At 44.9% G+C, this 3,549-nt stretch carries 2 protein-coding genes and 1 pseudogene; all 3 read right to left on the reverse strand.

What is annotated here, in order from left to right; genetic code table 11:
* A pseudogene (locus AB4653_RS24875) lies at positions 1 to 205 on the reverse strand (hypothetical protein); the annotation flags it as partial.
* A 109-nt stretch (positions 206 to 314) separates the two neighbouring features.
* Positions 315 to 881 carry a DNA-3-methyladenine glycosylase I gene (locus AB4653_RS24880; protein ID WP_102257847.1) on the reverse strand — a complete coding sequence of 189 codons (567 nt, stop codon included), beginning with the start codon at positions 879 to 881 and terminating at the stop codon, positions 315 to 317.
* Positions 882 to 959: 78 nt separating this feature from the next.
* Positions 960 to 3,549: efflux RND transporter permease subunit (locus AB4653_RS24885; protein ID WP_372105565.1), on the reverse strand; the 2,590-nt coding region annotated here is incomplete at its 5' end.

Genomic DNA, 3,549 nt, shown 5'->3' on the forward strand with positions numbered 1-3,549 from the left:
ACGCTTGCTCAGAGACAATCACATCCCCCCAACATCTATCAAAGATCAGGCCTCGCTCAATGCATTCGCCTGTATTTTCAAGCAAGAATAGGAACACTTTACCTTCTAGCGGCGCGATAGTTTCTACGTGGCCATCCTCACGCATAAACTGCCTAAGCAAGGGATCATAGTTAGCATCACATATTTGGTAGTTTTGTTGATTCACTATCGTTGTCTACATTTGAATTTGGTCGCATATAATATTGAAAAGTTTATAAATGACCAGTGAATTTTTCAATTTACACACAATTATTTCGCGTCGAGAAATAACACCTTTATTTATGTGGGCAACCTTCTAAATGGTCATTAACCATACCTGTCGCTTGCATTAACGCGTAACAGATTGTTTCCCCAACAAACTTAAAGCCTCTCTTCTTCAAAAACTTACTCATCGCTTTGGATTGCTCGGTAGAAGCTGGAACTTGAGTCATCTCAATCCAGTGGTTTTCGATCACCTTGTTATCGACAAATTGCCATAAGGCGTTTGAAAGAGAACCAAACTCTTTCTGCAGTTCAAGCGTTGCTCGAGCGTTGTTATACACAGAGGCAATCTTGCCTTTATGCTTAACCACATCAAAGTTCTCTATGACGTGTGGCACATTGTCTTCACTCAATTCGGCTAACTTGTTTAGATCGTAATTATCAAAGGCAGCACGATAGCCTTCGCGCTTTTTAAGGATCGTAATCCAACTCAGGCCCGCCTGAGCGCCTTCTAAAGTAATGAACTCAAACAGAACTTGGTCATCATAAACAGGCACGCCCCACTCTGCGTCGTGGTACTCCCTTTCCAGTTCGTGCTTCAGTGCCCATGCACACGTTCTACCTTCAGTGTTTGTTTCCATGTTATTGCTACCTATTTTAAATCACTCAGAAATGATAATGCCCCTAAACAGGGGCATTAATTCAAAGACTCACTCGTCTTACGAGACTTCAATTTTATGGAATAGACGATACAGCACAGGTACCACGATTAGCGTCAGTACGGTGGCGAAGCCCAAACCAAACATGATGGTTACCGCCATTGGCTTGAAGAAGATATCCGGTAACAATGGAATCATACCGAGAATCGTTGTGATAGCCGCCATACATACAGGACGTACACGACTCAATGCCGCATCAACAACCGCTATATATGGGTCTTTACCTGACTTCATCTCAATCTCAATTTGATCAAGCAGTACGATACCGTTCTTCAGAAGCATTCCAGACAAACTCAAGAAGCCCAGAAGCGCCATAAAACCGAACGGTGTATTCAAGGCTAGCAAGCCTGTCGTTACCCCTATCAAGGCGAGTGGTACCGTTAACCAAACAATCAGGGGCTCTTTCACCGAATTAAACAAGAACACCGTGATTAAGAACATGAACAAGTAGCCTAACGGCATAGTTGTGAACAGTGACGCTTGAGCGTCAGCTGACGACTCGTATTCACCACCCCATTCCAATGAATAACCCGGTGGCATCTCAATCGCTTCTATTTGTGGCTGTAAGCGTTTCTGTAAAGTTGATGCTGTCTCTTCACCCAGTAGGTCAGGATCCGCCATTACCGTCAGCATACGCTTACGGTTCTTACGGATGATCAGTGGGTCTTCCCATTCCAATTCGTAGCCTAGTGTTACTTGTTGTAGTGGGATGTATTCACTTAATGCTGGGCTCCAAATCTTCATGCCTTCGATGTTACGTATATCGACACGTTCATCTTCAGGTAAACGAGCCACAATAGGCATCAGCGTCGTCCCATCACGGTACACACCGATCGATTTACCAGAGAAAGACATCGCTAGGAAATCATCCACATCAGATTTGGTAATACCATAACGACGCGCTTGGCTTTCGTTGAACTGAGGTTCCAGTACCTTAGTTCTTTCACGCCAATCGTGACGAACGTTAAACGATCCATTGTCAGCACGCATGATGTCCATAACTTGAGCTGCGATTGAACGTAAAACCGTTGGATCAGAACCCACAATTCGCGCTTCAATTTTCGCACCGCCACCAGGACCTAATTCGATCTGCTTAAGTTTGTAATTAATTTCAGGGAACTGGCCGTTTACATGCTCACGAAAGCGCAACATCAAACCTTCAAGTACTTCATAACTCTTCACACGAACCGTTATCTCACCGTATGCGCTATAACTTTTCTCTGGCGCATAAGTCAGCATGAAACGTTGCAGACCTTTACCCGCCGTTGTCGTGATATGTTCAACTTCGTCCTGCTCTGCTAACCAACTTTCCAGTACTTTCAGTTTGGTGTTGGTCGCTCGAATATCCGTACCTTCCGGCATCCAGACATCAACTTGGAACATCGGCGTGGTTGAAGATGGGAAAAAGGCTTGTTTTACGAAACCAAAGCCGTAAACACTCGCACCCAAACCAATAATCAGAACGAACATCGTGAGCCACGCACGCTTCATACAGAACTCAAGGAAGTTTTTATAGATAACAAAAACCATCCCGTTGTATGGGTCTTTACCTTCACTATCTGGATCGACTTTCTGGCCTTTGAAGAACATATCGGCAAAGAATGGCGTGAGTGAGATGGCCGTAAACCAACTCAGCATCAAGGAGATAAGTAGAACCGTGAACAAGGTGCCACAATATTCGCCCGTTGAGTCTTCAGACAAACCGATTGGGGCAAAAGCGGTGACCGCAATAACCGTTGCACCAAGCAGTGGCCATTTGGTTTGGGTCACAATATCTGTAGCGGCCTGCATTCGGGTTCGCCCCTTCTGCGTGCCGATCAATATCCCTTCCACCACCACAATGGCATTATCCACCAGCATCCCCAGCGCGATAACCAACGCGCCCAATGAAATACGTTGAAGATCGATTTTGAAGTACTGCATGAAAATGAAGGTACCGAAAACGGTCAATAGCAGTATCAAACCAATCAACAAACCCGATCGTAATCCCATGAAGAACAGCAACACTACGATTACGATCGCAACCGCTTGTCCTAAACTCACTACAAATCCACTAACTGACTTATCGACTTCTTTGGGTTGGTTATAAACCTCAGATATGTCAATACCTACGGGCTGTTGGTATTTCAGCTCGGCGAGCCTTCGGTCAAAGGCTTCGCCCACTGCGACCACGTTCACGCCTTGTGCAAAAGAAACACCAAGGTTAAGTGCGAGCTTCCCGTTATAGCCAATGATGTTAGTAGGCACTTCAACATAACCACGAGTTACATTCGCCACATCTTTTAGATAGATAAGCCCTTGAGCGCCACCTTCCGTAAGAATCAAATCACCGAGCTGTTCAACATTCTGGAACTCCCCTGTTGGATGGATTCGAATGTACTCGTCACCAATCCTTACAGCACCTGCACTTGAAACAATATTTTGAGTGGATAAAAGGTTAAATACAGTATTTGGAGACAAACCCAGAGAGCTGATCCGTTTCATCGATATCTCAATGAACACTTGCTCTTGCTGTTGGCCGGATACCGAGACTTTACTGACCCCATCAACAAGTTCTAGCTCTCGCCTTAGGTAATCAATGTAATCAAGT

This window comes from Vibrio sp. 10N.222.48.A3 (assembly GCF_041475345.1).
GTDB classification, from domain to species: Bacteria; Pseudomonadota; Gammaproteobacteria; order Enterobacterales; family Vibrionaceae; genus Vibrio; species Vibrio tasmaniensis_A.